Here is a 25,082-nt window from a genome sequence, read left to right on the forward strand (position 1 = left end):
ATCAATTCACGTCGATCGGAGACGTGACGAGTCCCGAATTCCGCTCGCAGGTCAACTCGACTTGCACGGCGACCCGAAGCTCGGGGAAACGGTCGTTCCATTTCCCGCTCACCTTCTTCCATTGCAAGGGATGCTGGCGGTGATAGGCTTCGCCGAATCCGAAGATATCGGCGCGGTACTCCCGCTGGACCTTGGCGATCAAAGTTTCGATCTCCCTCTTCGTCTTGCGGTTGATGGCTTGTTCGATGGTGCGCCGGTCCGGAGCCCGAGTCGGATTCAGCGTCGAATTGTTCTCCACGATCGCGCCGATGCCGGACAAATGAAGGTCGACCATGATGCGATCCTGCGCCTTCCGCGTACGGATGCTTTTGCGCAGCGAATTGAACGTCACGCTGATGTTGTCGCCATTGCCGCCCCCTATCGGCAGCGAGCATTCATATCCGGCTTGCTTGCCCGTGATCCAATTCGCGTAGGCGGTCTCGTTGGCGTCAAGGAAGCCCACCGTCTTCAAGCCCATCGCTTTGTTGAACACGGCGGAACCATAATAATACGGCTTGGACGCGGCCGTCAGGCCGATGGCCGGCACGTATGGATCCAGGCCTTCCGTTAGCGTATCCGACATGAAATCATGGAAGTAGACATGACGCAGCCGGAGAATATCCTGCTGCCTTCTGAGCCCCATCGACATGAACGGTTCGAAGATCGCCTTTTGCGCCAGCACGTCCTTGGCTTCGGCATCCTTCACGACGAGCAGCTTGGAGCGCAGTTCCGATCGCGGATTCCGGACGAACTCGTCGAGAAGATGCGCGATCCCGTGCTCCGCCAGAGGCTGCCCGATCAGGATAACCTCGCGGTGACCGGGAAACAATTCGCGCGACAGCTCTTTCTGCGCATGCTGGATCGCGTCGTAGATGTTGATCCCTTTCGCGCTCGTCAGTTCGTAAGTCTCGTGAGCGGCTCCCCCGCCTCCCCAGGTGCCGTCTCCCCCTCCGATGCCGGAAGGCAGCGCGATTTGGAAGCTCACCTCGAGCTTGCCGTCCTTCGTCATATCCAGTCCGTCTCCCATGTTGAAGGCGAGGTGGTCGGGCTCTCTTCGGTTTCCGCAGCCGGCGATCAGCGATACGCCCACGAGCGCGAGCAGCAGCAGGCCGAGTCTGTGCGCGCTCATGCTTCTCCGCCTCTATTCTCCGGCTCCGGTTCGCTGCGTTTCGTCAAGCGCTGGGGCCAGCGAATCCACCAATCCTTCAACCATTGGCCGGCTGCCGGCGCGAGGGGGGACAAGTACGGCATGCCGAACGGACGCAGCTGCACGAGATGAATGAGGATGGCCACGACGCCCGTCGTCAGCCCGAACAAGCCGAACATGCCGGAGAGCACGAGCAGCGGGAAACGGAGCATCCGCAGCGGAATGCCGAACCGGTAGCGCGGGATGATGAACGAGGCGATGCCGGCCGCGGACACGACGATGACGATGGGCGACGATACGATGCCCGCGCTGACGGCCGCCTCTCCGATGACCAGCGCGCCGACGACGCTCACGAGCGGGCCGATCGGCTTGGGCAAGCGCAGCCCGGCTTCGCGCAGCCCTTCGAACATGATCTCCATCATCAGCACTTCGATCACGGTCGGGAAAGGCGCCCTCTCGCGGAGCGCCGCGATCGTGATCATCAGCTTGCCGGGAATCAATTCCTGATGGAAATTGGTCAGCGCGATGTAGAAGGACGGCAGGAGCACCGAGAACGCCGCGAAGAAGTACCGGATGCTCCGGTTCAAGGCGACGTACAGAAACCGCTCGTAATAATCGTCCGGCGCCTGCAGTCCGCTCCAGAACGTCATCGGCACGACCAGCGCGAACGGCGTGCCGTCCGCGATGATGGCGACCTTCCCTTCCATCAGCCCGGCCGCGACGACATCCGGACGCTCGCTGCTCATCATTTGCGGGAACGGGGAGTAGTGCGTATCTTCGATGGCTTCCTCGATATAGCCGGAGTCCAATACTCCTTCCACCTGGATGCGCGCGACGCGTGCGCGGACCTCCTCGAGCAGGTCGGGGTCCACGATCCCGTCGAGATAGGCGATCACGACGTCGGTTCGGGTGAGGCTGCCTACCGTCATCTCTTCGATCTTCAGTCGGGTCGTCGCGAATTTGGCGCGCAGCAGAACGGTATTCGTGCGAAGATTCTCGGTAAAGCTCTCCTTCGGTCCGCGCAGCGCGGGCTCGGAGGTCGACTCCTCGATGCCGCGGGTCGCGACCTGCTTCACGCCGGCCAAGCAGGCGGTTGCTTCGCCGTCGGCGAGAATGGCGAGGTTTCCTTTCAGAATGCCGGTCACGAGCTCGCCGAGATTCGACGACTTCCTCATCTGCAGCACGGAGAACAGCTGCTGTTCGCACATCTGGGCGATGTTGTCGATGGCGCCGAGCCCCTGAGGCAGCCCCTTGTAGATCAAGGGCGACAGCACGTTGACCGTGATGAGCTCGACGTCGATCATGCCATCGATATAGATAAGCAAGAGCTTGGTATGATTTTCGATCGCCAGCTCCCGGAACACGAGATCCGAGCAGTCTCGGAACGCGTGCTCGAAGGCTCGCCGGTTGGCAGCCAAATCATTTGCCAGGGGAGCGTCTTCGCGCTCTGCTTCCGCCTGTCGGAGCGCCGCCGGCTTATGCAGTTTTTTATGGGCGAGCTTCGTCCAGTCCATGCGCGGGCCACCTTCGACTTGAAACGGTCATTGACGTACGGCAAATCGGTGAACAGTGAACCGTGAATGAGAACACGGCAAAATCAGGATAGGAAAAATCAGGAACGGTAGGAATAACAGCAGTAATATCCCCCAAAAGCGGTCAATTATGTATGCCCGCGCATCGCGGCCTATCCCGCGCCGCGGCAAAAAGGCGAGCATCGCGCGATGCTCGCCTTTTCTTCATGCGCGTCCGGTCTATCGGCCAGTCGTGCGGAAGCCCGTCGGCCGCGCCGGCGCGAAACCGTAATCCGCCTTGAACCGGTCCATCGCATAGAGCGGCTTATAGGCGTTGCCCGGCTCGTCGTAATAGTCGAAGCCGTCCGTTCTTCCGAGCAGGGCTTCCAGCGCTTCGCGGGCCGGAATGTCGCTGCTGATGTCGGGGCCGACCAAATTATAGTTCCTCGCGCCGGCGCGGGCCGGGGCTTCGACGACCCTGACGATGCCTTCGACGACATCGCCCGCATGCACGTGCGCAAGGACGACGAACGGAACGGACATCGGCGCGGTCAAGTCGACGGGGCTTGGCGCCCAGTCGTCGGAAGCGACCGCGCCGAAGCGCAGGTTGACGAACTCCGCCTCCGGTTCCTTGCGCTGGAAATAGCGGGTCAGTTCTTCGACCATCGCTTTGCTCAGCCCGTAGGCGTCCGTCGCCAGGCAGGGATGGTCGTCCGAAATCGGAAGCGAGCGCGGAACGAAGGCGTCGTCCAGACTGCCGACGGCCGCGATGGAGCTTGCCGTCACGAACCTCCGGCAGCCGCGATCGAGCAAATACCGGTACAGCCTTCGCGTTCCCAGCACGTTGACGTCGAGCCCTTCCTCCTCGCTGCAGCCTCCGGTAACCGCGCCTAGATGAATGCAGAGCTCGATCGCACGGTCGTCCAAGCCGCGCAGGTCCTCGGGCCGGTCAAAGGCGCCCTGCACGAACGCCGCATTCGCCTCGAACGCCGTTCGCGACAAGCAGATGACCGTATGGTCGCCCGACAGGCGCGAGACTAGTTTCTTGCCGATGAATCCGCTTGCTCCGGTAATCAAGATATGCACGCAATTCTCCCCTATCTTCGCTCAGCTTCGGCATCCGCCGCTTGATTATGCCTCTCTCTCCCATGCCTCCGCCAGCAGCTCGGTGTTGATGCCCACGCCGGCCAGCGAGCCGAGCGACGCGGCGACGACCGCCTGGTACAGCTCCGTCGCCGCGTCCCCGGCGGCGTACGCCCCGGGGACGCTCGTTTTGCCGAACGCGTCCGCGACGACCGTGCCCGCCTCCGTCACGCGGCAGCCGAGCGACTTCGGCAGCTCCGACCCGGCAGCCAGCTTCGGCGCGAAGAAGATGCCGGCGCAGGGCACGGCCGTGCCGTCCCGCAGGATCACGCGTTCGACCATGCCGTCCGCGGACTCGATCCGCCGGATCGGCGAGTCGAATACGGTTACCCGGTGCCGCTTCAGCTCTTCGCGCTGCCCGTCCGTCCATTCGTCCGGTCCGTCGGTAAGGATCGTGATGTCGTTCGTCCATCCCGACAGCGTCTTCGCCGAATGCAGCGCTCTTGCGCCCTTGACGATCAAGACGAGCTTGCGGTCGCGCAATTCCCAGCCGTCGCAGTACGGACAGACGAACGCGCTCCTGCCGTAGACGTCCGCCAGACCGTCGATGTCGAGCGGGAGATCCCGCATGCCGACGGCGAAGAGCAGCTTCTTGCAGCGATAGCTGCTGCCTCCCGCCGTCTCGATTCGAAAGTCGCCGTCGGTCCCCGTCACCGCGGTTGCCGCGTCCGATACGAAGGCGATGGACGGATATGCTTGCATCTGCTCCATCGCGATCCGCCGGAATTCGCCGGGCGCGATGCCGTCTCTCGTCAGAAACCCGTGGGTTTCGCCGGTCACGCGGTTGCGCGGCCGCCCTTCGTCGATCACGACGGCGCTTTTTCTGGCCCTGCCCAGCACGAGCGCCGCATTCAACCCCGCCGGACCGCCGCCGATAATGCCTACATCCATCCATTGTTCCATATTCATCATCCTTCCGGAGCTATAATGTCCATAATAAAAGCACAAAAGTTGCTTGAGTTTGAAGTGCCTGCGCGCGCCGTCTCAAGCTCGCGCGATAAGCAGACGCGAACCGCCGTCCTTCTCGCCTTTCCCGCCGCGGACGCTGCGCGATTACTGGCTTACTCAACCTCTCCCCGCTATGGCCGTTTGATTCCCCTTCCCCCGAATGCCGCGCAAGTGCCGTCTTACTCCCCGTTTCCCCCGCGGATGCTGCCCGGCGACGCATGGTCCAATACCCATTGGATCGTATGCGCGCGCAAATACGACTGCATCTGCAGCTCGGCACCGTTCATCACCTTCTTGACGAGGCAATCCTTGCTTTCCGGGTGGCCGGATTCCTCTTCCTCGCTCCATTCCGCCGCCTCCGCGAGCGGATGATGATGCGCGTTCGCGTTGAGGCATTCGTATAATTGCTGGCGGCCTTCGATCACCTGGATCACGTCGAGAAACGAGATCCGGTCGGCCGGACGCGCGAGCTCGTAGCCGCCGCTCGCTCCCGTCGACGCGCGCACGATGCCGTCCTGCCGCAGCTTGGACATGATTTTGGACAAGTAGCTGTCCGATACGCCGAGCGACGACGACAGCTCCTTAATGCCGACGTGCTGCCCCCGGTCGGAATGCGCCAAGTGGATCAAGGCATGAAGCGCGTTGCCCGTGCTTTTGGAAAACTGCATGGCGTTGCCTCCTTCCGGATATCTAATCCTTTATGGATGTATAATGTCCATAATAAACGATGAACTCGCCGGATTCAAGTCGATGCGCGTCATTGGTTTTGAATTTTGCGGATCCATTTGTAATAAGCCAGCAGGATCAAGAACAAGATCGGGTCGATGATCGCCGAATAGCCGAGGTTCCACCAGCCGTAATGAAAATACCCCCACGGCTCGGGCAGCATCGTAACGAGCTCGTAGCCCAGGATGATGACGGTCCAGGATGCGATGTATACGGACTTGGCTACATACGTCCGTTGAAACGGAAAAAAACTCAAAAACAACACGTTGACCGGCGGAATCAAGACGCTTCTGGACAGCACCGCCGCCCACTCGATCGTCTCTTTGGCGAAATACCAGTAGCCTTTGAACCTGAAATCGATGATGGTATCGAACAACAGCTGAAACGCCATCGTAAACGTCCAGATGTGAACGAGCTCGTTCCGGCTCAGCCGTTTATTGGCCTTGAACGCAAGCACGTTGAAGATTGCAATCGAGCCGATGAAAAGAGCCATGAAATGATTTTCCTTTTTTTTATTGTTAGGCTTGCCAATTTCAAGTCGGGCCAAACCGGAAAAACGCCAAAACCGGAAAAAGGCTTCGCGTCGCTCCGTTCGCGCCGGCGGCGGCTTTCCCGATAGGCGCGATAACGCGGAAATGGCCGCAAAGCTTGCCGAAGCGGCAGTTCGTCGATCGCGCCGTTGAACGGAATCGGCGACTTGTGGTACATTCCCATTGTAATCCATTTCTATCGAATATCACCATTGTCACAAAACTTGACCGAGGAGGAACTGAAGTGAGCAAAACCGAACTGCTGCTGCGCGGCTGGGATTACGCATACGGCCAGGAAGACTGGTATCCCCCGCTCTCGGACGCGCTGAACGGACTGACGGCCGAGCAGGCGCATTGGCGACCGGAAGGCGGTCATGTCAACACGGTCCGGGAGACGGTCCAGCATCTGATTTTTTACAAGGAACGGCTGTTGAAACGGTTGACCGGCGAAGAGCGCGCCTACCCTGAGGGCGTGACCAACGACGATACGTTCGCCGTCCCCGCCGCATCGCAGGCCGATTGGAACGACGCCCTGGACCGGCTCCGGGCGATTCATGCGGGGATCCGCGCGCAGCTCGCCGGCTGGACGGAAGAAGACTTCGAACGCAAGCTTCCGACCACGACCTTCGGCAACTGGGCGCACTCGCTCGCCATGCACGACGCGTACCATACCGGGCAAATCATCATGGTCCGCAAACTCCAGGGCTCCTGGCCCGAGCGGCGTTCGTTCGACTGATCGGCGACGGACCAACGCAAAAACCTCCGGCTCCCCTTTGTACAAGGAACCGGAGGTTTTGGCATGTCTTCCCGGGGTCAACGCCAGGGCGCTACTCTTCGAAAATCTTCGTCAGCAGCTCGCCGAGCGTTTGAACGGCCTGTTCTTCCTGATCGCCGTCCGCTTCGAGCGTCACTTCCTCGTTCTGCTGGATGCCGAGCGTCAGCATGCTGAGGGAGCTTTTGCCGTTGACCTTCTTGCCGCCCTTCTGGACGCTGATCTTGCACGGAAAGCCGCCGGCGGCTTGAACGAATACTTTGGTCGGGCGCGCGTGGAAGCCCGACGGATTAAGCACGGTAAAGGTTTGCGCGATCATGCGAAGTCACTCCTAGTCTGTTGGTTAACGAATGCGTGAATGCTCTCTTGGCTGTCCATGGACAGGATCTGCTCCGTATGCGCGGCCCAATCCCGTTGCGACAGCCGCTTGATCAACGCCCGCGCGGGAAGGATCGAGCTCGCGCTCATGCTGAATTCATGCAGCCCCATGCCGAGCAAGACGGGGATCGCCGTCTGATCGCCCGCCATCTCGCCGCACATGCCGACCCATTTGCCCTCCTTGGCCGCGGCCTGGATTACCATGCGGATCAGGCGCAGAATGGACGGATGGCAGGGCTGGTACAGATACGCCACGTTCTCGTTCATGCGGTCGGCCGCCATCGTATATTGGATAAGGTCATTGGTGCCGATGCTGAAGAAATCGGCTTCCTTCGCCAGCATGTCCGCGGCGAGCGCGGCGGCCGGCACTTCGACCATGATGCCGACCTCGATCGATTCCGATACCGGGACGCCTTCCCGGAGGAGCTTCTCCTTCTCCTCCCGCAGCAGCCGCTTCGCTTCGCGCAGCTCCGCGGCGACCGCGATCATCGGGAACATGATCTTGAGCTGGCCGTGCACGCTTGCCCGCAGCAGCGCCCTGAGCTGCGTGCGGAACAGCTCCTGCCGGTCCAGGCAGAGGCGAATCGCGCGAAGCCCGAGAAACGGATTGCTCTCGGCCGGGAGCTTCATGTACGGCAGCTCTTTGTCCCCGCCGATGTCGAGCGTCCGGATCACGACCGGCTTGCCTTCCATCCGTTCGAGCACGTGCTTGTATACGTGGAACTGCTCTTCCTCGCTCGGGAGCGCGGCGCGTCCCATATACAGGAATTCCGTGCGGAACAGGCCGATCCCTTCCGCGCCGTTGGCCAGCACCTTCTGCAGGTCTTCCACGCTGCCGATGTTGGCCGCCAACTCGACGCGATGCCCGTCTTGCGAGACGGTCGGTTGATCCATCAGCTTGCGCAGTTCGTCCTTGCGGCGGTCGTATTCGACCTTGCGCGCTTGGTACGCCGTCAGTTCTTCATCGGACGGCTCGACGATCACGCTGCCTTGCTCGGCGTCCATAATGATCATCGTCCCCGTCTCGATATCGGCCGCTTCGGTCCCGGCGCCGACGATGGCCGGTATCTCGAGCGAGCGGGCCATGATCGCCGAATGGGAAGTGCGGCTGCCGATCTCGGTCACGAAGCCGAGCACGTAGTCCGGGTTCAGCTGCGCGGTATCCGAAGGCGTCAAATCCTCGGCGACCAGCACGCAGGGTTCGCTAATGGCGGATACCGCCGCGTAGGAAACGCCGCGCAGCCGGCTCATCAAGCGCCCGGAGACGTCGCGGACGTCAGCCGCCCGCGCGCGCAGCAGCTCGTTGTCCATCGACAACAGCAAATCGATGAAGCCCTGGGCCGTCTCGTGAAGCGCGTATTCCGCGTTCATGGATTCCTGCCCGATCTTCTCGAGGATGGCATCGATCAGGTCGGGATCTTCCAGCAGCAGCAGATGCGCTTCGAAGATCTCCGCCTTCGCCGCGCCGATCTTCCGCTCCGTCATCGCCCGAATCGCCTCGAGCTCCGCCTTGGCGACGGCAGCCGCCTCCCTGAACCGTTCCGCCTCGGCGACCGGATCCGCGATTGCGCCATCCGCGGGAACGTAATGATCCTGCCGCAGCCGAAACGCCTTGGCGATGGCGATGCCCGGCGACGCCGCGATGCCGGAGAGCCTTTTCGTCGTCTTATTCGTCATGGTGCGCACGCCCCCCTTAGGTTTTCGCTTTCTTCAGCTGCTCGTATTGGTCGACGATCGCCGCGTGAAGCGGATGCTCCTCGCCGATCGCGGTGTACTTGGTTACGGTCCCGCTCGCGCCGATCGCTTGCAGGTCCGCCTGGAGTTGCACCGCTTCGGGATCGTCGGCGGCGACGAACAGCAGCGCCGCCGCCATGCCGAGCGTCAAATACTTGACGGGCAGCCCCAGCTCGAAGGCCTGCATGGCGGGCCGAACGAGGCGATCGTTCGCGGACAGCTTGCGGATCGGCGATCTGCCGACGCGCTTCACGTCGTCCGTCAAGTACGGATTGACGAAGCGGTCCAGGATCTGACGGATATAGGCCGCATGCTCTTCCGCGTCGAAGCCGTACCGCTTGACGAGCACGGCGCCCGTCTCCTCCATCGTCTGCCGCACGAGCGCCGCGACCGGTCCGTTCGCCATGGCGTCCTGGATCGTCGCGAACCCGTAATAGCTCCCCAAATAAGCCGCGACGCAGTGTCCCGCGTTGACCGTGAACAGCTTCCGCTCGATGTACGGCTCCAGGATATCCACGTAATGAATGCCCGCGATGCGCGGCGTGCCCGGAATCATTTGCGATTCGTCGACGACCCATTCATAGAACGGCTCGACCCGGACTTCGAGCGGATCGTCGTTCTGCTGCAGCGGCACGATCCGGTCGACGGCGGCATCCGGGAACGCGATCGACCGGCTCGCGTGCTCCTGCTGCTCCAGGCTCAGATGGCCGTATACATGCGCCTTCAGCTGCGTGCTCCCGCCGATCGCGTTCTCGCAGGCGATAATATGCAGCGGACCGGCCCCGCGCGCCATGCGCAGCTCCAAGCCCTTCGCGATGCCGGCGGCGATATGGCGCAGGATGTTCACGCCGACGGCCGTGGTGACCAGATCCGCCTGGGCCACGGCTTCCGCCACTTCGTCCAGGTTATTGCCGTTGATCGCCGTTACGTTGTCGACGTGAAGAATATCCTGCGCTTCGTTCGCCAAGCGGACCGTATACGCCTTTTTTTGCCGCAAGTGCTCGACCAGCGCGACGTTCACGTCGGAGAACACGACCTCGTATCCTGCCTGGGACAGGATGAGGCCGATGAAGCCCCTGCCGATGTTCCCCGCTCCGAAATGAACGGCCTTCATGATTCCAGCCCGCTTTCGAAGATCCGCACCATCGCTTCGGGCGAAGAAGCCTTCAGGATGGCTTCCATGTTCTCGTCCTCGGAGCAGATCATCGCGACGTTCGTCAGTATCTCCAGATGATCGTTGCCCGCCGCGGCGATGCCGATCACGAGATAGGCCTTCTCGCCTTCGCCGAAATCCACGCCTTCCGGAATTTGCACGATGGACAGCCCCGTCGAATGGATCAACGATTTCGAATCCTGCGTGCCGTGGGGAATGGCGAGCCCGCTGCCCATATAAGTCGACAGCGTGGATTCGCGCTCCAGCATCTTGGCGATGTAGCCCTCCGACGCGTGCCCGGCATCGACGAGCAGCTGCCCTGCCATGCGGATCGCGTCGAATTTATCCTTCGGCCGCGCGTTCAATTTCACTTTGTCGTTCGATAATATACTCATCGTAGGTTTTCTCCTCTATCCGTTTATTTTTTCGTCTCCAGAAACGCTTCGAGCTCCCGCGACAGGAACCGTTGAATCTCTGCGCGGCTGCCGTCCTGCAGCAGCTCGACCATCTGCGGGATCAGCAGATACGAGCTGATCTCGCTCAGCACTTCCAGGCTTTCCTTCGAGAGCTCGCGCGGTCCGAGCATCAGCAGCACCTGCCGGACGCCGGAAGGCGCGCTCCCCTCCAGCACCAAGTCCTCCCGCAGCCGGAACAGTCCCAGCGAGGGCAGGCGGACCAGCTCGCTGCGGACATGGAAGAGCGCTAGGCCTGTGTCGGGAATGACCTGGCTGCTCTGGCGTTCGCGCTGCAGCAATAGCCGCACGATCGGCGCCTCGTCGTCGATGACTCCCGCCTGCCTCGCATAGCCGCACATGGCGGCCAGCGTCGCCTGCAGGCTGTCGAACGAATTCTCCAGCTCGCGGACGACGAACCGTTCGACGATCCCGACGATTTCGTCGACGTACCGCTGGACGCGGTCCGGCATTGCGAACGGCTCGCCGAATGCATGCGTATCGGTCCCCGGCAAGTCGGCGTCGTCCTTGCGCAGCGTCACGTTCTGAATGAAGAACCGCAGCCGCTCCGTTTCCTCCGGCGTCAACAGCGGGCTGAGCTTGACGTACCGCTCCTCGTCCAAGGGGAGCTCAACCGTCGAGATGATCAGATCGTACTCGCTTTCCGGGATTCTGGCCGCCTCGAACCAGGACGCGTGGCCGACGATGTCGACTTGCGGGAGCTCCTTCGTCAGGCGGACGGCGAGCATCTTGGACGTCCCGATGCCGCTCGTGCAGACGATGATCGCCCTGACATTGCGCCGGAACTGCTTTTGCCGCTCCAGCGAAGCCCCGAAATGCATGACGAGATAGCCGATTTCCTCATCGGGTACCTCGGTCTCCGTCAACGTCTCGTTCACCGCATCGCGAAGCTCGCGAAACAACCCCTCGTAATCCCGCTTGATCTGCGCGAGCAGCGGATTCCGGATATTGGCCCCCGTCCGCAGCCGCTTCAGCGCGGATTCCAGATGGCCGAGCAGGCCGTCCCTCAGCGAACGGTCGGCGCTGTATCGAACGCCGCTCCGCGCCTCCATGTTCCGGACGAGCTTCCAGACCAGCTCCATGTAACCCAGCGCTTCCTCGGGCAGCAATTGATTCGGATGCGCGGCGCGCCGCGGCTCGAGCAGCCCGGCGATATAGGCGGTCTCCGCGGTGGAGAACGCCAAGCCGACGGCCTGCGACAGATGCGCGATCACGTCCGCCGACAGCTCGCGCCGGCGCTCGGACTGCTTCTCCGGCCGCAGCTCGATCGGCCTGCCGGCTCGAATCCGCGCGATCGCAATCGCGATCCGGATCAGCAGCTGCGTGTATTCCTTCTCGGGCAAGGCGTTCAGCTCGTCGTCCGCGGCCTGCCACAGCGCTTCCTCCACCTGGCCGAAGTACGATTTTCCGATCAATGCCAGCAGCCTCGCCGTGGCGGGACCCTGAGGTTGGTCCGATCGGCCGAACAAATCGGATTCGTCCAGGAAGCTTCGCGCCAGCCGCGCGATCATGCCGCGCATGTTCGACTCGGAGCCGCCCAGGCTGACGCCGTACCCTCTTCTGCGGACGAGCACGAGGTCCGCTTGCTTGATCCGCTCCTCCAATTCGTCCAAGTCGCTCGTGACCGTCGGCACGGTGACCCCGAGCTCGCGGGAGAGCGTGAACAGCTTAAGCGGTTCATTCTCCTGCAGCAGCAGGCACAGCACGATCAGCTTGCGGTCCTGCGCGGAGTATTCGACCGCCTTCGATTCGAGCAGCAGGCTTCTCAGCGCCTGCAGCTTCTCGCCGTCCGCCTGCAGGTGAATCCCCGTGCCCGACTTCTTCTGCAGCGCCGCGCCCATCTCGCCGACGACGGTCTCGAGCTCGGACAGCTCCCGGTGAACGGTTCTCGTGCTGACGTTGATCTCGGCGGCGATCTCCCCTGCCGTGACGTCTTCGCTTCGCGCGAGCAGCAGCTCCAGAATCTGCCGATGCCGGTGAGATAATTTCATGCCCATGCACCTCATGCCGAAAAGGAGATAACGCCGGCAGGATGCCAGCGTTAGTCGGTTCTGTTAACGTAAACGATTGACCAACTCGTCGTACGCCGGACTTTTCATGAAATTGTCGATCCCGATATGCTCCGCCTGCGGCGCTTGGCTGCGCGCCCGGTCTGTCAGCGATTTGTGCGTGACGACGATGTCGGCATCGGACGGAATCTCGCTGATCGCGGTATTGATGACCGTTACGCCGACGCCGGCGTCTTTCATCTTCTTGCGAAGAATCGAGGCGCCCATCGCGCTCGAACCCATGCCGGCATCGCAGGAGAACACGATCTTGTTCACGTCGGCCGCCGCTTTGACGACTCCCGCAGCGTCCGCGTTCGATGCCGGCGCTGCCGAAACCGCGCTGCCGCCCGATCCTTCCGCCACGATCGGAGCTGCCGCCGGTGTCGCTGGCGCTGCCGATGCCGCGATCGGCGCTTGCTTCATTTGTTTCACTTTCGCCGCGGCTTCTTCCAAGCCGTCTTCTTCCTCGGTATGCTTGCTCGTCTTCAGCAGAAGCGCCGCGACCAGGAAGGATACGATCGTCGCCGTGATGATCCCGGTGAAGATCGACAGCAGGCCTCCCTTCGGCGCCATGGCGATGTAAGCGAATATGCTGCCCGGCGACGGCGGCGCGACCAAGCCCGCGTGGAACAGCGAGAACGTGAACGTGCCGGTCACGCCCCCGGCGATGACCGCCAGAATCAGCCGCGGATTCATCAGAATATAAGGGAAGTAGATTTCGTGAATCCCGCCGAAGAAGTGGATGATAGCCGCGCCCGGGGCGGACATCTTGGCGGAGCCCCGTCCTACCAGCCAATACGCGAGCAGGATGCCGAGTCCCGGACCCGGATTGGATTCCAGCATGAACAGAATCGACTGCCCCGTCTTGGACGCTTGCTCCAGCGCGATCGGGCTGAGCACGCCGTGGTTGATCGCGTTGTTCAGGAACAGCACCTTCGCCGGTTCGATGAGCACGTTCGCCAGCGGCAGCAGGTTCGCGTCCACCAGCGCTTGCACGCAGTTGGCGAGGCCCTTGCTCACGACCTGAACGGCGGGTCCGACGACCAGATAGGAGACGATGGCCAAGATGCCGCCGATGATGCCGGACGAGAAGTTGTTCACGAGCATCTCGAAGCCGGATTTGATCTTGCCTTCGATCGCGCGGTCGAATTGCTTCAGCACCCAAGCCGCCAATGGTCCGACCAACATCGCCCCCATGAACATCGGAATGTCCGTGCCGACGATGACCCCCATCGTGGTGACCGCGCCGATGACCCCGCCGCGCGTCCCGTGAACCATCGTGCCGCCCGTATATCCGATCAGAAGCGGCAGCAGGTACGTGATCATCGGCGAGACCAGCTTCGCCAGCTCCTCGTTCGGAATCCAGCCCGTCGGAATGAACAGCGCGGTAATCAGGCCCCAGGCGATGAAAGCGCCGATATTCGGCATGACCATGCCGCTCAAGAAGCGTCCGAAACGCTGTACTTTCACTCTAGCGCCATCTGCGGATGGCTTTTGTCTCGCAGCTGCAGTTGCCATTAGGATAGCCCCCCATGGAATGAAATATGTTGCGTCCTTATCGTAAAGCCAAGCGCTTTCATGTTCAATCAAATGAAAATCGCATTCGGTCATGATCGATGTTGACATGATTTTGCTAGCCGTCGTTCGCTGCCGATAGTATTGCCGAATCCGCTCCCCGCCGATTCGGAATGACGAATCGGAATGATGAAGGCGAAAACGGCATGAACAAGGAGAAAACGCAAAAAACCGCGGCCTCCCATGCTTGGGGAAACAGCGGCCCGGCAGACTTCTCATCGCCTGCCAATCCGATCGCAATGCGTTGTCGATTCATGCGAATCGAACTCTTGGATAGCAAAAAAACCGCGTCGGCCGCGGTTGTTCGGGGAAGGCATGCCAGGCTCGCATCTACGGCCTCCATCAACTTCGGGCGGTTATTCGCGTCCGCGATACGCCCTTTCGTGATACCTGGTGATCGCTTTGAACAGCTCCCTGCCGTCGTCCGTCAAGGGATGGCCGGCGTCGAAGCTCATAACCATCGCGCGGTACGTCTCCGGGACCCAGATATAGGCGTGCACGTATTCCGTCAGCGTGAATCCGGCCTTCTCCCAGAATCGGATCCGCTTGGCGTTGTCCGCCGTCTCCTCGGCTTCGGCTTCGATGACGAGGCCCTTGCAGTCCGGCTTGACGCCAAGCGCCCAGTGCCTGACCGACGCGACGCATGCGCGGCCGACTCCTTCGCCCCGCCGCGACTCCCGCACGGCCAAGTAATCGATGACGAGCACGCCGGCGCGCGCGTCGAACGCCGTCAGCGCCATCGCGAGCGCCGCGCCGGGCTCGCCCCAAACATGCAGCTCGCAGATGCCCCGCTCGAACATGCGGCGGACGATCGCCTTCGGCTTCCTGCCGTGCTCGGGAAATCCTTCCCGGTAGATCGGCTCCGCTTCCGCCCATAATGCCTCGTTCCACTGTTCCGTCGTCCGATGTTCCAGTTCCATGCTCGATCCCTCTCGTGTCTCTTTATTCGTCCAAAAAGCTGTTGAGCCTGACGGTGAACGACGTCTCGTGCCGATTGGATTCGAACGAGATCGTGCCGCCGTTCCGTTCCACGATTTGCTTGCAGATGGCAAGCCCGAGGCCCGTTCCGTCGGATTTGCTCGTGACGAACGGCGCGAACAGGCGCTGCTGCATCTCCTGCGGGATCTCCGGCCCCGTATTGCTGATTCTTACGTATGTATAAGCATCGTCGGCATAGGTGAGCACGATGATCTTCCGGTCGCCCTTCCCTTCGCGCAGCGCGTCGATCGCATTGTTCAGCAGGTTGGAGAACACTTGAACGACGGACACCTTTTGGATTTTGACCCGGATGCCTTCCTGCAGCGACAACGACAGATCGATATTCTCGTTCAAGAGCAGCGGACTGACGAGCAGCAGCGTTTTCTCGATCAATTCGTTCAGCGGCGTGACGATGCTGTCCTCGTCGGCGATCGGCTTGCGCGAGAAGCTCAGGAAGCCCGTGATTTGCATTTCGATGTTGCGGAATTCATGGTCGATGATATCCAAATAGTTGTCGATTTTGCCCAGTTCGTCCGGCGGCAGCAGCTTGCGGACAAGCACGAAGAAGCCCTTGATGGTCGTCAATGGATTGCGAATCTCGTGCGCCATGCTGGATGCCATCTTGCCGATGAGATTCAGCTTATCGTCGTGCATATCCTCGATCAGCTTGTCCTGCGCTTGGATTTTGCCGTGGGCATGCTTCCAGAAATAGGTGTAAATCGTCGCTTGAAAGGTGTCGATCCGCGAGATCGCGCATGCGATCAGCCGCATTAATTCGGATCGTTCCGCGTCGAATTCGGCGATCGCGTCGATGAAGGCTTCGCGGAAGAACGCCGAGCTTTTGAGCACTTGGTCGATCGTCACTTTCTGCTGCAGGAGATTCTCGCACCATACTTCGAATTCGCGATAGATGGGATGGTGATCCAACGGGATATCGATATCGGCGATCAGCACGATATATTTTTTGCTGAGGGCGCGCAGCAGGTCCAAATTGTTTTGCCCGGGGTAAGCTGTTTCCATACGGTAGATCCAGTTTTCGATAATGGTGCCGGTATGCGTTTCGAAAAATCGGATGAATTCGCTCATGGTATCGCTCCGTCGTATGAAATATACTACTACTTTCCACAATCCGCCTCGTATTCCTGCCAAGGCGCTCAATTACCATATATTACCCTCCAAATCCCGTCCTGATTTGACAATCCCTTCCTGCGCGGTTATATCTGAATAGTAAACTATGCCGAAATGGAGTGAATCGGAATATGACCTTCGGGAATCGCCATGTCATGATTACCGGCGCGGGCGGCGGGATCGGCCGGAACGTCGCGCTTGCCTATGCCAGGCAAGGCGCGAACGTAATCCTGGTGGACAGGAATGCCGAGTCGCTGGAACGAACGTCCGCGCTCGTCCGCAGAGAAGGACCGGAGCCGGTCAGCCGCACGGTCGACCTAAGCGATCCCGCCTCGATCGAAGCGTGCTTCGCCTCGCTGCGGGACAACGGCGGCCGCTTGGACGCCCTGATCAATAACGCCGGTCTCGGCGCTTGGAAGTCCGTGTACGAGCTGTCCGTCGAGGAATGGGATTACGTGATGAACACGAATTTGCGGGGAACGTTCCTATGCGCGAGAGAAGCGGCCAAGCTGATGAAAGCCGGCGGCCGCGGCGGCGCGATCGTCAATATCGCCTCGACGCGGGCGCTCATGTCCGAGCCGAATTCCGAGGCGTACGCGGCATCCAAAGGCGGTATCCTCTCCCTCACGCACGCGCTCGCCCTCTCGCTCGGACCGGATGGCATCCTGGTCAACGCCATCAGCCCGGGCTGGATCGAGAACGGCGATTACGGCAGCCTGCGGCCGGTAGACCATGCCCAGCACCCGGCCCAGCGCGTCGGGAAACCGGACGATATCTCGCGCGCCTGCTTGTACCTGACGGATCCCGCGAACGATTTCGTCACGGGAACGAACCTTGTCATCGACGGCGGCATGACCCGCAAAATGATTTACGAGGAATAAGCACCCCGTTCGGCGCGCCCAATCCCACTATTGGAGCAAGCACGACCAGACGACCGGTCGATGAAGCGTCTGTCGGCTTGACGACGACGATACGACGACAGACATTCGACAAAAATAGAAAACCGGGCTCCCCGCATGGCGGAGCCCGGTTTTCCAATTCAAGCCGCGTTATTTGGATGGCTTGTTGTAGCCCCTGTCCTCGTACGGCTGCAGCTTCTCCAGCCAGCGCGTCTCCATTTGCTTCAATGCCCAGCGTTTGTCGGCGACGTCGCCGGCATCCTTTTCCTCGAGCACCTCGTAGCCGAAAGCCTCGGCCCCGAACGCGTTCCAATCCCGCTGAAGCCCCGCGTTCGCGAATCTCCCCATGTCGAGCTGGCTCTGGATCGTCAGCCATTTGTTTTTCAGGTTCGGATATGCGCCGACATAACTCTTGCCGCTCGCGGCATGCGTGATTCGGACGACCCCCATGTACGTCTTGATTTGGCTGTACGCTTCCTGCAGCTCCTTGCGCTTTTGTTTGTCCATTTGTATTCTCCTTCCCCTTCTCCTTCTAAGTTCGCCGATTCGGACGAAGCGTGCCGACGCTCGCCGAAACGGCCGTTCATAAATGCCGGGCGATCAAACGCACGAGCTTTCCCGGCAGTTCCTCCAGATCCGTAATGTCCAGGAACCGTTCGCTTCCGTAGATGCGGCCGATGACGTCTTTGTCCTGACCGATCGCGGCCGCCAGGAAAGCGATGCCCCGCCGCTCGTATTCCGCGATGACCGCTTGCATGTCTTGAACCGCGATGCCGCCGGCGTAGTCTTCCATCGCCTTCGGCTGTCCGTCGCTGACGCTGATGAGCAGCTTCGTCCGCTGGGGAGCGGCCGCCAGCCGGTCCGCGATGATGCGCAGCGCCATGCCGTCCCGATTGTTGCTTCTGGCCCGAATGCTCATGAGCCGGAACCGGTCGTTCGCATCCGCCGCTTCGAGATCGGCATACGCGTAGATCGACATTTGCTCCAGCCGCGATACGTCCGCCGTATCCCCGTAGATCAGGACCGGGATGCCGCATAGCCGGCAAAATTCGTAAACCGCGAGCGCCGCGCGCTTCGCCGCCTCCAATCGGCCGAACGCCGACATCGAGGCGGATTCGTCCACCCGCAGCGCAACCGCGAGCGACGGCGATTCCGAAGGCGGCCGCTTCTTGGCGAAGTGGCGATAATCCCGGTAAGCGACGCTGTCCGCCTGGAACTTGCTGCCGGAATATTGATTCCGCGCGAATTCCGAGGCCGTCTCGTGCTCCAGCAGCGGAAGCGCCTGTCCGGCGATCTCCCGGACGATCGGCATCAGCTCCGAGCGATACCGCTCGTATTCGCGTTCGCTCTCCGCGTCATGGCCGGGCCGGTGCACCACGAGCCGCACGGCTTGATGCATCGAGGCGTTCACCGCTTCCCTGGCGACTTTGTTCAGCTTCTTGCGATGCTCCCGCGCGGCGCGCTCCGCATCCGCGGGCGCGGCGTCCGGGTTCGCTTGATGATACCTGGCGCCTCCGTCTTCCACCGTCTCCGACCTTTCCATCGCCGCATGCTCGCCGGCTTCGCCGGCCGAGCCTTCCTCGCTGTCGGCGGACTTTTTCAGGCGGATCCCTTGTTCGTCCGTCGGTTTGTCCTGCTCGGCCGAAACGGCATTCACGGCGCCCCAGGTCTTGATTGCGATGGACTCGGCGTCATCGTCTTCGTTTCCGCTTAATTCGGTCTCGTTAGCTTCCATGTCGTTTTCCATGTCGTTTTCGATGTCGTTCCGATCGGCGACTTCATCCTGCCGTTGCTCATGGCCGCGATCTTCCGGATGCGCAACCTCGCGTTCGTTGGGTGCCGTCCGCAGCCGATCCAATTCCGCGAGCAAGCCGCGGCGTTCCAGCGCTTCCTCCAACAGTCCGACGTCCGCCGGATCGGTAGAAATCTTGTAGATGACCTTGTGATAAAGCGATTCCCGCGCATCGACGCCGCCGGCCACCGCGTCGGCCCAGTAGAAATAGGAACGCATGCCGGCGACGCCTTTGATCGCATGGGCTCTCGCGGCGTGGTCGAGCACCATGATAGCGTCCGCCAGGACGTTCAACGTCCGCTCGTTCCGGTAGCCGGTCTTGGCCATCGCCCTTTCGATCATGACGGACTTCGCCGGCAGATCCATCCGCTCCGAATGCTGCACCCGGTCGCGAAGCGCTTCGTTCAGCGGTCTGACCCCCGCGTAGCTGCGGTTCGTCGTGATGACCGCGATGAAGTCCGGATGCCTGCGCAGGATCCCCGTCGGGAGGTTGAGCGCGCCGTCCGGCTCCAAAGCGGAATTCAAAGCCATCAATACCGCGGCGTCGCGAATGACGGTCGGCTCTTGGATCTCTAACAGGTAGCCCTGCCGATACGCCCTCACGATCTCGGACGGGTAGAAACGGTATTCGACCGCTTCGCTACCCGCGCTTGCCGAAGCTGTCTTCATAAGTCGCTTGAGCTTCGCGGCGGCTTCTTCCGGCGAGAAGCCGAATGTCTCCGCCAACGTGAGCGACGCGCTCGCGAACCCGTCGCTTTCGTACAAGGCCTTCAGCATCGCCCGGTCCTCCGGTTCCAACGCTTCCATTCCCTCCGAGGTCAACACCGGCAAAATCGCGCCGATCACATCGGATTTATCCATGTCGGCGAAACAAGTGATTTTCGTATAAGGCAGGCCGAAATCGGCCGATAGCGCTTTGGCCAGCTGCGTCTTGCCGGAGCCCGCGTCGCCCTCGAGCAGAATCGTGGCGATTTTCATTTCGCCGCTATTCCAATTCCGCTTGACCTCCCGGCATATCCGGCGCTCTTCGGCGCTGACTTGATGGGTTGGCGGCTTGGACCAGACCAATGCCCTTTCGTCGGCCGTCAGCGGCCTGGCCGGAGACAACACATAATTTTCTTGCTGCGTCACTGCTAAACTCCTTTCAAGCACATCGGATGCGATCGCGACATCGAGTACACCAGCGATGTGTTTGTAGTTTACTAATTTACTAAATTACTAATTCCAAAAACATTATAGTCCCGCCTGCCGCCGCGCGTCAATCCATGGCGGAAATTTCCGCGAAAGCCTCAGGCTAGACGCCCGGGCACGCGAAGCGGCTACGTCCAAACGAAAAAAACCGCATTTTCTGCGGTTTCGGTAATTATTAATGACATAAATTATTCGTATCGTTTAATAAATTAATGCACTGCATTGTCTAGCCATCCATTTATCGTCATTGATGAAACGACTTCCAGAACGCCCCTTCCGTGTCGAGGATATTCCCGAACTGCGTGAACGGAATCGTGAACGTCGGGAACCCAGCCGCGTAAGGCGCGATCTCGTACGGCTGGAAATACAGATGCAGCGCGTTCGCCGTGACGAAGAACGGCTGATCGGGCCGGATGCCTTTGTAGGCGTCAGGGAAAACGTACGAATATTGCGGATCTTCTTTGATCTGCTTGCCGACGATATCGCTCAGCACTTTCACGTAGTCGCTGCCGGGCTTGAACAAGTCCTTGAGCGCGAACATCCGCCCGCTCGTCAAATCGATGATCGCGTAGGTCCTCGTCGGCATCCCGTGCGCCGCCCCGAAGGGAAAGTTGTAGCCGGTCAGCTCCAGTTCCAGCAGCTGCTGCTTATAGAACCCCACTTCGAAATCGCCGCTGTACGCGTAATCGAGCTGCTGGTTCGCGGGAATCGGCTTGACCTGGGACATCTCCTTCAGCTTCGCGTTGACGGCGCGCTGCCCCGCCGCATCCGCGATGCCCTCGACCTCCGGATAATAGACGAGGTAATCCGGATTCGGCTTGAACTTCAATTCCTTCACCGCGTACGGCGCCTTTAGCGGGATAACGGTGTTCTGCTTCCAGACGATGCGACCGTCGCGGGCCAGGTACGAGAGCCGCTGATCGATATAGGCTTTAATCAGACCGCCTTCCTCCACCGTCAACGAGCCGCTTCCCTCCGCGCGCGGATAGCCCGGCGCCGGCTTGCCGCCGAGATCGATGAGATACGTTTGTGTCGCGTCCGACGCGGATGCGAGCCCGTGCTTGTAATCGGAGACGTCGCGATACAGATAATCGGTCAGCCGTTTGCCGTTCCAATCCGCAATGGCATACCGCGAGCCGATGAACGGCTGATCGGGATCGACCGCGCGGCCGAGGGCGAACCGCCGTTCGCCCAGATCGCGCACGTCGTTGTATTCCGGCTTGACGATGACCTTCCCCCGTTTGTCGATGACGCCGTAGTCCGAACGGAAATCCTCCGCGACGTTGACGATCGCCCTGCCTTCACGAAACGGAAACGCCGACGTATACGCGGGCCGGATCGCGACGGTTCCGCGCTCGTCCATATAGCCGTATTTGCCGGCGGCCTCCTTCTGAAAGGAAAGCAGCCCGTCGCTAAGCGGGCCTACGTAGGCGTACGCATAGGTCGCGATCGTCCGTCCGTCCTTGCCGATAAGCGCGTATTCGTTGTCCGCGATTTTCACGACGGCTTTGCCTGCGTTGAAGTCGTTCGCGTCCGCGAATCGGGCCGGTATCGCCTCGTTCCCCTGCGCGTCCAGTTAGCCGAGCCGTACCGAGAAGCGCCGCCTTCGCCGTCGCCCGTCACGTAGAACAGCGCTCTTCCGTCATGCAGATCCGCGATGAACGGATAGGATCGTTTGGTCACGACGGCGCCGTTCTCGTCGATCAAGCCGAAGCCCTGCGCGTCGATGACGGTCGCCCTTCCCTCGGAGAACGAACCGATGGAATCGTAGACCGGCTTCACCCGATAATCGCCGGATGCGTCGATCAAGCCGTATTTTCCATGCTCCGCGACGGCGGCAAGCCCGTTCGGCTGAAAATCCATCGCATCGTCGAACCGAGGGGAGATCGCCATCCTGCCCGAGGCGTCGATAAAGCCCCAGCGAGTTCCGTCTTTGGTTTTGAGCGAGGCCGGGTATAGGCCTGCGGCGCGCGGAACGCGGTACGGCGCAAACGATAAACGAATCCGGCGCTCCAGCGCCAGCAGCTCGTCGCGCGACGGCTCCAGGGCGATGCCGAGCGCCCGGTCGACGGATGCCAGCGCGAGCCGCTGCTGTCCGGCGCGATGCTGCGCGTCCGCGAGATGGTACCAATAGAACGGATTTCCGGGGGCCAGCCTCGTCAAACGTTCGTGATAGCGGGCGACGACCGGAAAGTAATACCCGTACGCGTCCGGCGCGGGCACGAAGTCGCCGTCCGTCCATCTGACGACCTCGACCCGGTACGCGCCGCCGCCGGCATGCGACCAGAGGGCGAGCTCGGCTTTGCCGTCCAGGCCGGTCGTCGCGTCCGGCATATCCATCGCCTCCATATAATGGCAGCGCAAAACGGAAGAAGCCGTCTCCGCGAATCCCTCGCGGGTCCGCTCGTAGACCGAAAGCTTCGTCCATCCGGCCTCGTCCCGCCAGCCGACGATCAGATTCGGCGTCCCCGCCCTCGTCACGGGCATCGCAGCAAAATGCGTGACGCCGATGCCCTGTCCGTCCGCTCGCCACGCTTCCTGCCATGCGCCGTCCCGGTAGGCTAGCACCAGCAGGCAGAGCCCGCCGCCATGGCGATAGACCGCCGCGACCTCCGGTATCGCGTCCCCGTCCAGATCCGCCGCGACGACCGCCGCATGCGGGTAAGGCTTGTCGATCATGAACGGCTCCGCGCCGATCGGCAAGCAAGCCCGTGCCAGCTGCGCCAGCCGCGATTCGTATGCAGCCATCTCCAGCATCCTCCCTCGTATCCCGCATCTTCGCCTAATCGTATGCGGACCTGCGTCAGATATGCATCGAAGGTAACGCGGATATTCGTTCGGCGCGTATCGGCGCGGGACTCGGAATCGCCGCTCGGGGCAAGATACCGCCGGATGGGCTGGAGCCCGGGCAAATTCTGCGCCCGCCCGCAGAGCGAACGCGCGCAGCGGTTCCTCGGGCGCGTCTTGCAGCTCGCGATGCCTGCCCGACGTTAAAAGCGGCCCGAAGCATGAAATTTCATGCTTCGGGCCGCTTTTTGGTCGCGTCGGCGCTTCATGGTTTCGCGCGATTCGCCAAATGGATCGCACGCATCGGACTTAACCGTAGATGACCCCCCACCTGACGCCTCGTTCCTTGAGATAGCTGCGGTAGGCGATGCTGATCCGGTCCGACCTGAGATGCATCTCCAGCTGCAGGTCGAGCGGCAGCTCCTCCGGCTTCTGATTCTCCAGCACTTCGACATCCTGCTTGAAGATCAGCTCCTGATACGAGACGAACGCCTGCGTATCGACGTCGAAATTGCTCGTGACCAGAAAATAAGCGGCGGAACGGCGCTCTTCGTTCGGCTGGACGCATAATTGGATGGATACGACGTCGCCCGTCTCGGTGTCGGTCTTCGTGAATTTCACGCAGACCGGACTTAAAATTTCGTAAACGTAGCGGTATTGGACCTCTCTCCCTCTGCCGTCGCCGTTCGGCTGCATGATCAGGATGTCGTCCGATACGCCTCTGCCGTCGATCCAGTGCACGTCATGATCGGAGATGTACGGATGCTCCGGCGCTCCCAGATACCCTTCGTGGAGAAAAGCCAAGTGGCTGACATCCAGAAAATTCTCGATCAACCTCGGAGCGGCCGCCTTCACGCCGTAGGGTCCCATGGTCGCATGCAGCCGGAGGGCACCAGATTCGACCTCGGGGTATATAGGGAAACGGCCGTCCGAACGAAGCAGCCGGACCCAGACGAGGCCGTACCGTTCCTCGCAGCCGAACGCTTGGGTATGCGCCTTGGGCGGAATGACGCGGGCCGGATCGAGCTGCGGAATTTTAACGCATTGTCCGCCGCGGTCGTATTCCCAGCCATGGTACGGACAGACGATGCAATCGCCTTTCCGCTTGCCCAAGGAAAGCGGCGCGCCGCGATGCACGCAGACGTCCTTCAAGGCATGTACGCCGCCCTCCGAGCGGAACACGACGACGTATTCGCCCGCGACCGTCACTTTCAGCAGCTGTTCCTTCAACTCGGCCGACAGGCAGACGGGCAGCCATTCTTGCGCAAGAACGGGGTCTTCGATCAAGCTTGTTCGCCTCCCTCGCAGGCCATTGAATCGTTCGATTTTCCGACTTTGGTTGAGCTTAGTATAAGGAGGCTTTTCGAATCCGTCAACATCCTGCGTTACAGATATGTCATATAACCTAACGTGAATAGACAATCGTTGTGCATGATATACAAAAAACCCGTTCTCGGCTGAAGACATGCCGCGGGAACGGGTTTTGGCTCATTATAACTTCGTCATGATTGAACAGCGATCTACTATCGGCGCAGCTAGTCTTCGCCCAGAATAATATCCATGTTATACAGCAGCGACAAGGCTTCCGGCAGCATGAACGTCGCCTGCGAGATCCGGTTTTGGCTCGGATCGATCCGGTAGTTGGACGCATGCGACAGATCGGCGCCGCTCAAATCGGTGTCGCCGAACAGGCTTTCGCTGAAATCCGTCGACCGCAGGTCCGCCCGGTTCAGCTTCGCCTCCCGAAAATCCACGTCCCTGGCCAGGCAGTTGCGAAAGACGCTCTGCGGCAGATCCAATCCGATGAAAGTCGAATGGTTCAGCGTGCAGTCCTCGAACTTCAGCAGCGCGGGCACGCTGATTCTCGGCCATTCCCCTTCGCTCCAATTGACGCCGACCGCCTTGGATTGCATGAAGCTGGCATGGGAGAAGTCGCTGTCCACGATTTTGATGCCGTTCAGATCGCAACGGACGAAGCTGCAGCCCGACAATTTGCAGTCCGTGAACACCGTCTCGCTCAGGACGCAGTCCGTGAACACGCAATCGTAGAACCGGACGGACGTAAGCGTCTCGCCCGTAAATCGCAGGTCGTTAAACTTCTCGTCGTAATACTCGGTCTCGGTGAACATC

General features: G+C 60.9%; 22 protein-coding genes. 2 read left to right on the forward strand and 20 right to left on the reverse strand.

What is annotated here, in order from left to right:
• Position 1: 1 nt before the first annotated feature.
• From GT019_RS05010 to GT019_RS05035, 6 genes are all read right to left on the reverse strand, one after another.
• Positions 2-1,168, reverse strand: a complete 1,167-nt coding sequence (locus tag GT019_RS05010; RefSeq protein ID WP_161741651.1) for a Ger(x)C family spore germination protein — start codon at positions 1,166-1,168, stop codon at positions 2-4.
• Positions 1,165-2,700, reverse strand: coding sequence for a spore germination protein (locus tag GT019_RS05015; protein WP_161741652.1), 1,536 nt, complete (start codon positions 2,698-2,700; stop codon positions 1,165-1,167). The genes GT019_RS05010 and GT019_RS05015 overlap by 4 nt, the downstream gene beginning before the upstream one ends.
• 237 nt (positions 2,701-2,937) lie before the next feature.
• On the reverse strand, positions 2,938-3,783 hold the full coding sequence (locus GT019_RS05020; protein ID WP_161741653.1) for an NAD-dependent epimerase/dehydratase family protein: 846 nt from the start codon (positions 3,781-3,783) through the stop codon (positions 2,938-2,940).
• A gap of 45 nt (positions 3,784-3,828) precedes the next feature.
• Complete coding sequence (locus tag GT019_RS05025) at positions 3,829-4,743, reverse strand: NAD(P)/FAD-dependent oxidoreductase (protein WP_161741654.1); 915 nt, start codon at positions 4,741-4,743, stop codon at positions 3,829-3,831.
• A 224-nt stretch (positions 4,744-4,967) separates the two neighbouring features.
• Complete coding sequence (locus tag GT019_RS05030) at positions 4,968-5,456, reverse strand: RrF2 family transcriptional regulator (protein ID WP_161741655.1); 489 nt, start codon at positions 5,454-5,456, stop codon at positions 4,968-4,970.
• 89 nt (positions 5,457-5,545) lie between these two features.
• Complete coding sequence (locus GT019_RS05035) at positions 5,546-6,007, reverse strand: hypothetical protein (protein WP_161741656.1); 462 nt, start codon at positions 6,005-6,007, stop codon at positions 5,546-5,548.
• 281 nt (positions 6,008-6,288) lie between these two features.
• On the opposite strand from GT019_RS05035, the gene GT019_RS05040 reads away from it, so the two are divergent.
• Entirely contained in the window at positions 6,289-6,780 is a 492-nt protein-coding gene (locus GT019_RS05040) for a DinB family protein (protein ID WP_161741657.1), read from the forward strand.
• 91 nt (positions 6,781-6,871) lie between these two features.
• On the opposite strand, the gene GT019_RS05045 is transcribed toward GT019_RS05040, so the two are convergent.
• The 8 genes from GT019_RS05045 to GT019_RS05080 form a co-directional block, all read right to left on the reverse strand.
• On the reverse strand, positions 6,872-7,135 hold the full coding sequence (locus GT019_RS05045; protein WP_161741658.1) for an HPr family phosphocarrier protein: 264 nt from the start codon (positions 7,133-7,135) through the stop codon (positions 6,872-6,874).
• Positions 7,132-8,871, reverse strand: a complete 1,740-nt coding sequence (gene ptsP / locus GT019_RS05050) for a phosphoenolpyruvate--protein phosphotransferase (RefSeq protein ID WP_161741659.1) — start codon at positions 8,869-8,871, stop codon at positions 7,132-7,134. Before ptsP ends, GT019_RS05045 begins: the two co-directional genes overlap by 4 nt.
• Before the next feature lie 16 nt (positions 8,872-8,887).
• Positions 8,888-10,042, reverse strand: coding sequence for a mannitol-1-phosphate 5-dehydrogenase (locus GT019_RS05055; protein WP_161741660.1), 1,155 nt, complete (start codon positions 10,040-10,042; stop codon positions 8,888-8,890).
• Positions 10,039-10,476 carry a PTS sugar transporter subunit IIA gene (locus GT019_RS05060; RefSeq protein ID WP_161741661.1) on the reverse strand — a complete coding sequence of 146 codons (438 nt, stop codon included), beginning with the start codon at positions 10,474-10,476 and terminating at the stop codon, positions 10,039-10,041. Before GT019_RS05060 ends, GT019_RS05055 begins: the two co-directional genes overlap by 4 nt.
• Positions 10,477-10,499: 23 nt before the next feature.
• A complete protein-coding gene (locus GT019_RS05065) occupies positions 10,500-12,545 on the reverse strand; it encodes a BglG family transcription antiterminator (protein WP_161741662.1) in 2,046 nt (681 codons plus the stop codon).
• Between the two features lie 63 nt (positions 12,546-12,608).
• On the reverse strand, positions 12,609-14,120 hold the full coding sequence (locus GT019_RS05070) for a PTS mannitol transporter subunit IICB (protein WP_161741663.1): 1,512 nt from the start codon (positions 14,118-14,120) through the stop codon (positions 12,609-12,611).
• 413 nt (positions 14,121-14,533) lie between these two features.
• Positions 14,534-15,097, reverse strand: coding sequence for a GNAT family N-acetyltransferase (locus GT019_RS05075; protein ID WP_161741664.1), 564 nt, complete (start codon positions 15,095-15,097; stop codon positions 14,534-14,536).
• Positions 15,098-15,119: 22 nt separating this feature from the next.
• Positions 15,120-16,241, reverse strand: coding sequence for a sensor histidine kinase (locus tag GT019_RS05080; RefSeq protein ID WP_161741665.1), 1,122 nt, complete (start codon positions 16,239-16,241; stop codon positions 15,120-15,122).
• A gap of 173 nt (positions 16,242-16,414) precedes the next feature.
• On the opposite strand from GT019_RS05080, the gene GT019_RS05085 reads away from it, so the two are divergent.
• Positions 16,415-17,164 carry an SDR family NAD(P)-dependent oxidoreductase gene (locus tag GT019_RS05085; RefSeq protein ID WP_161741666.1) on the forward strand — a complete coding sequence of 250 codons (750 nt, stop codon included), beginning with the start codon at positions 16,415-16,417 and terminating at the stop codon, positions 17,162-17,164.
• 168 nt (positions 17,165-17,332) lie between these two features.
• Here GT019_RS05085 and GT019_RS05090 read toward each other — a convergent pair whose 3' ends face one another.
• From GT019_RS05090 to GT019_RS05110, 6 genes are all read right to left on the reverse strand, one after another.
• Complete coding sequence (locus GT019_RS05090; protein ID WP_161741667.1) at positions 17,333-17,689, reverse strand: GIY-YIG nuclease family protein; 357 nt, start codon at positions 17,687-17,689, stop codon at positions 17,333-17,335.
• Between the two features lie 76 nt (positions 17,690-17,765).
• A complete protein-coding gene (locus GT019_RS31825; protein WP_328803908.1) occupies positions 17,766-20,105 on the reverse strand; it encodes a cobaltochelatase CobT-related protein in 2,340 nt (779 codons plus the stop codon).
• Positions 20,106-20,409: 304 nt separating this feature from the next.
• Positions 20,410-21,741 (reverse strand): WG repeat-containing protein, encoded by a 1,332-nt coding sequence (locus tag GT019_RS32430; RefSeq protein ID WP_328803920.1) that lies wholly within the window; start codon positions 21,739-21,741, stop codon positions 20,410-20,412.
• Positions 21,663-22,913 carry a WG repeat-containing protein gene (locus tag GT019_RS32435; RefSeq protein WP_328803909.1) on the reverse strand — a complete coding sequence of 417 codons (1,251 nt, stop codon included), beginning with the start codon at positions 22,911-22,913 and terminating at the stop codon, positions 21,663-21,665. The genes GT019_RS32430 and GT019_RS32435 overlap by 79 nt, the downstream gene beginning before the upstream one ends.
• A 348-nt stretch (positions 22,914-23,261) precedes the next feature.
• The gene (locus GT019_RS05105) at positions 23,262-24,239 is read right to left on the reverse strand and encodes an aromatic ring-hydroxylating oxygenase subunit alpha (RefSeq protein WP_161741668.1); all 978 of its coding nucleotides are present in this window, start codon (positions 24,237-24,239) and stop codon (positions 23,262-23,264) included.
• 248 nt (positions 24,240-24,487) lie between these two features.
• On the reverse strand, positions 24,488-25,081 hold the full coding sequence (locus GT019_RS05110) for a pentapeptide repeat-containing protein (protein WP_161741669.1): 594 nt from the start codon (positions 25,079-25,081) through the stop codon (positions 24,488-24,490).
• Position 25,082: the final 1 nt, after the last annotated feature.

Source organism: Paenibacillus glycinis, from assembly GCF_009909185.1.
In the GTDB taxonomy this organism is placed as follows: domain Bacteria; phylum Bacillota; class Bacilli; order Paenibacillales; family Paenibacillaceae; genus Paenibacillus_Z; species Paenibacillus_Z glycinis.

Coding starts and splice junctions, on each gene's coding strand:
- GT019_RS05010 (WP_161741651.1), bottom strand. CDS start 1,168: ATGAGCGCGCACAGACTCGGCCTGCTGCTGCTCGCGCTCGTGGGCGTA.
- GT019_RS05015 (WP_161741652.1), bottom strand. CDS start 2,700: ATGGACTGGACGAAGCTCGCCCATAAAAAACTGCATAAGCCGGCGGCG.
- GT019_RS05025 (WP_161741654.1), bottom strand. CDS start 4,743: ATGGAACAATGGATGGATGTAGGCATTATCGGCGGCGGTCCGGCGGGG.
- GT019_RS05030 (WP_161741655.1), bottom strand. CDS start 5,456: ATGCAGTTTTCCAAAAGCACGGGCAACGCGCTTCATGCCTTGATCCAC.
- GT019_RS05035 (WP_161741656.1), bottom strand. CDS start 6,007: ATGGCTCTTTTCATCGGCTCGATTGCAATCTTCAACGTGCTTGCGTTC.
- GT019_RS05045 (WP_161741658.1), bottom strand. CDS start 7,135: ATGATCGCGCAAACCTTTACCGTGCTTAATCCGTCGGGCTTCCACGCG.
- ptsP (WP_161741659.1), bottom strand. CDS start 8,871: ATGACGAATAAGACGACGAAAAGGCTCTCCGGCATCGCGGCGTCGCCG.
- GT019_RS05055 (WP_161741660.1), bottom strand. CDS start 10,042: ATGAAGGCCGTTCATTTCGGAGCGGGGAACATCGGCAGGGGCTTCATC.
- GT019_RS05060 (WP_161741661.1), bottom strand. CDS start 10,476: ATGAGTATATTATCGAACGACAAAGTGAAATTGAACGCGCGGCCGAAG.
- GT019_RS05065 (WP_161741662.1), bottom strand. CDS start 12,545: ATGAAATTATCTCACCGGCATCGGCAGATTCTGGAGCTGCTGCTCGCG.
- GT019_RS05070 (WP_161741663.1), bottom strand. CDS start 14,120: ATGGCAACTGCAGCTGCGAGACAAAAGCCATCCGCAGATGGCGCTAGA.
- GT019_RS05075 (WP_161741664.1), bottom strand. CDS start 15,097: ATGGAACTGGAACATCGGACGACGGAACAGTGGAACGAGGCATTATGG.
- GT019_RS05080 (WP_161741665.1), bottom strand. CDS start 16,241: ATGAGCGAATTCATCCGATTTTTCGAAACGCATACCGGCACCATTATC.
- GT019_RS05085 (WP_161741666.1), top strand. CDS start 16,415: ATGACCTTCGGGAATCGCCATGTCATGATTACCGGCGCGGGCGGCGGG.
- GT019_RS05090 (WP_161741667.1), bottom strand. CDS start 17,689: ATGGACAAACAAAAGCGCAAGGAGCTGCAGGAAGCGTACAGCCAAATC.
- GT019_RS32435 (WP_328803909.1), bottom strand. CDS start 22,913: ATGGCTGCATACGAATCGCGGCTGGCGCAGCTGGCACGGGCTTGCTTG.
- GT019_RS05110 (WP_161741669.1), bottom strand. CDS start 25,081: ATGTTCACCGAGACCGAGTATTACGACGAGAAGTTTAACGACCTGCGA.